Genomic DNA, 3,079 nt, shown 5'->3' with positions numbered 1-3,079 from the left:
CGATTGACAATGACTAAAATATCTTGATGAACGTTCGCGTGATATTTTTCGCCATATTGTTGAAGCCTATCTTAATGATGGTGAGCCTGTAGGTTCACGCAATCTTTCGCGACTTTTGCAACAGACATTATCACCTGCGACGATTCGCAATGTGATGAGTGATCTTGAGCATCTCGGTTTGATTTATGCACCGCATGTTTCAGCAGGGCGAATGCCAACTCAATCGGGTTTACGCTTTTTTGTTGATGCATTTATGGAAGCAGGTGATTTGCCAAACGAAGAGCGAGAAAATATTGAAATGCAAGTCAAAGAGGCTGGTCACGCACAATCGGTTGAACATTTTCTTGTTCAAGCAAGCCGAGTTCTTTCAGATCTCTCCCGTGGGGCAGGGCTTGTTCTGGCAACAAAACAAGAAGGAACATTGAAACATATTGAATTTGTGCGCCTTGATAGAGAGCATGCTCTTGCCGTTTTGGTGACTCAACAAGGAGAGGTTGAAAACCGTATTGTTCATTTGCCAGAAGGGGTTACCCATGCGCAATTGACAGAAGCGACGAATTTTCTCAATGCCCATATTCAAGGGCGTACATTGAGTGAAGCTAAAGGAGAAATTGCTTGTCTGTGCGCAGAGACACGGGCTGCACTTGATGATTTATCACATCATCTTGTTGAAACGGGATTAGCTCTTTGGGGAGGAGAAGATGCTGATCACAAAATACATCTTATTGTTCGTGGACGCAGTAATTTGCTTGAAGATGTGAAAGCAGAAGAAGATTTAGAACGTTTACGCCATTTGTTTGATGATCTTGAAACGCGTGAGAGTATGGCACAGCTTCTCGATTTAACAGATGAAGGTTCAGGGGTTCGAATTTTTATTGGTTCAGAAAATAAGTTATTTTCACTTTCTGGTTCTTCTTTAGTCGTAGCACCTTATCGTGATTCACAACAAAGAGTCATTGGTGCTTTAGGTGTTATTGGTCCTACACGGCTTAATTATGCAAGGATTGTGCCCATGGTTGATTATACAGCTCAACTTGTATCACAGTTATTGCGTTAAAACGATATAGGTAAGTATTTGTACTATAAAAGCTCATTGTATTAATGTACATCAGTACCTCTTGATTTTTGTCTGTAAAATTTCGATATCGAGAATAATAAATCTTATGAAGGAATAAAATTTTTATGTCTGATGAAAAAAACAAATTTACTGACGCTTCATTTGAAAATTGCGATTTAAAAAATCCAGCTGATCGTAATACACTTAAACAAGCAGCTGATGAATTTTTAAAAACACATAAAGCAGAAGCACACGAAGATGTTGAAGAAGAAAATAAAGAGGTTGATCCTTTAGCGTCTTTGCAGGATGAAAATAAAGAGCTGAAAGATCAGCTTTTACGTCTTGCTGCCGATATGGAAAATCTTCGACGCCGTACGGCGCGTGATGTAGCGGATGCAAGGTCTTATTCCATTGCTAATTTTGCGCGGGATATGTTATCTGTTTCTGATAATCTCAATCGTGCTTTGGAAGCGATTCCAGAAGGTGCACGGGAGAGTGATGCTGGTTTGAAATCATTGGCAGAAGGTGTTGAAATGACTGAACGCGCCATGATGGCAGCATTAGAACGTCATGGGGTGCAGAAAATTCATCCAGAGGGGCAAAAATTTGATCCTCACTTTCATCAAGCGATGTTTGAAATTCCTAATGCCGATGTTCCCGATAACACTGTTCAACAAGTGGTTCAGGCTGGTTATATTATCGGGGAAAGGGTTTTACGTCCAGCTATAGTGGGTGTAACCAAAGGAGGAACAAAAGAAGCTTCTGTTGAAATTGATAAGACTTCACATCAATAACAAGACTCCAACGTAAAATGCAGCACTCCCTGCAATTTCGCATGTATGGGATCTCAATCAAAGAGCTTTAAAGGGTGTTACAAACACCCTTTTACCTTTGAAGTGGCCAATTCCCTTTTACAATATATGGTGCATCACTTGAGGGAGATGGTAATAAAAATAAAACAAAATGATCAACTTCAAAAGGAGAAAATGAAAAATCCCCCCGATAGGACAGATAAAGAGGAAGATCTTCGGGTTTAATATCGAGTAATCGTGCAACAGTAATATGTGGAGTAAATTGTTTTTCATTAGGCGCTAGTCTTAAATGACCACGAATACATTGCATTTTTTCATGTAAAAGATTGAGAGTTTCACAAGGTTCAATACGAATAACAAGAGAATGTGGAGCATTTTCTGAACCAAAAATATCAAAACCCTTCATTTGTAGCATAAAAGGAGGGAGCTTTATTGTGTCAAAGGCGTGCATAAGTGCATCTGCTGTAGAACTTTCAACTTCACCGAAAAAAGACAAAGTGATATGAAAATTTTGCGGATTGATCCACTGCGCATTTGGTAAGCCGTTTTGCAATGATATAAGTTGTTGTGTTGTTTGTTGAGGAATTTGAAGGGCACTAAATAGACGAGACATGGTTATCTCCTTGAAGTAAAAAGTGCCACTGCAAGCACAATGGCCGATAATAATAAAGATGAATACACCGATAACGATAAGGCAATTGTGTAGAAAAATAATGTCTAAAAAATGTTTGCTCTATAATTATTGCATTGAGTTAATAAAGCTTATGAAATTTAAAAAAAAGAATATTTATGGGGGCAATGATAAGCGTACTCACATGTGTTTTATTGCGAAGATACGTGTGTTTTCTCTATACAAATACAAAAAGTTTAGCTTAAGATCCAGAAAATTAAGAGATTCTTTATGATGTTATTGCAGCTATATTTTGAAAGTAGCTTATTCGGTGTGGGTAAAAGTTTTTCTTTATTGTAAAGATATCATTTATAAATATTAAGCATGATAACAGATCAGATATAATGGGACAACTATTTAAATTGTCCAAATAATGTTAGGAAAAAAAATTCTGTATAATATAATTATGACAAACAATTACAATTTATGATAATTGTGCCAATCTACAGTGGATATTAATATTGGCATAAAAACGGAAAAAGCAATCAAAATTCAAGATAATGATGGAAGGTCCTTATTCTCTAAGGACTATCATCTTTG

General features: G+C 37.3%; 2 protein-coding genes and 1 pseudogene. 2 read left to right on the top strand and 1 reads right to left on the bottom strand.

Features of this window, described 5'->3' with window-relative positions:
• Positions 1 to 13: 13 nt before the first annotated feature.
• Both hrcA and grpE read left to right on the top strand, forming a co-directional pair.
• Positions 14 to 1,057 (top strand): annotated as a pseudogene (hrcA, locus tag BN338_RS04320) (heat-inducible transcriptional repressor HrcA); the annotation flags it as partial.
• A 125-nt stretch (positions 1,058 to 1,182) separates the two neighbouring features.
• The gene (grpE, locus tag BN338_RS04315; RefSeq protein ID WP_039759379.1) at positions 1,183 to 1,851 is read left to right on the top strand and encodes a nucleotide exchange factor GrpE; all 669 of its coding nucleotides are present in this window, start codon (positions 1,183 to 1,185) and stop codon (positions 1,849 to 1,851) included.
• A gap of 91 nt (positions 1,852 to 1,942) precedes the next feature.
• On the opposite strand, the gene thpR is transcribed toward grpE, so the two are convergent.
• Positions 1,943 to 2,482, bottom strand: a complete 540-nt coding sequence (gene thpR / locus BN338_RS04310) for an RNA 2',3'-cyclic phosphodiesterase (RefSeq protein ID WP_039759378.1) — start codon at positions 2,480 to 2,482, stop codon at positions 1,943 to 1,945.
• Positions 2,483 to 3,079: the final 597 nt, after the last annotated feature.

This window comes from Bartonella queenslandensis AUST/NH15 (assembly GCF_000312585.1).
GTDB lineage: Bacteria > Pseudomonadota > Alphaproteobacteria > Rhizobiales > Rhizobiaceae > Bartonella > Bartonella queenslandensis_A.
Note: the sequence above shows the minus strand (reverse complement) of the source record. Positions and strands in the feature narration are given on the sequence as shown.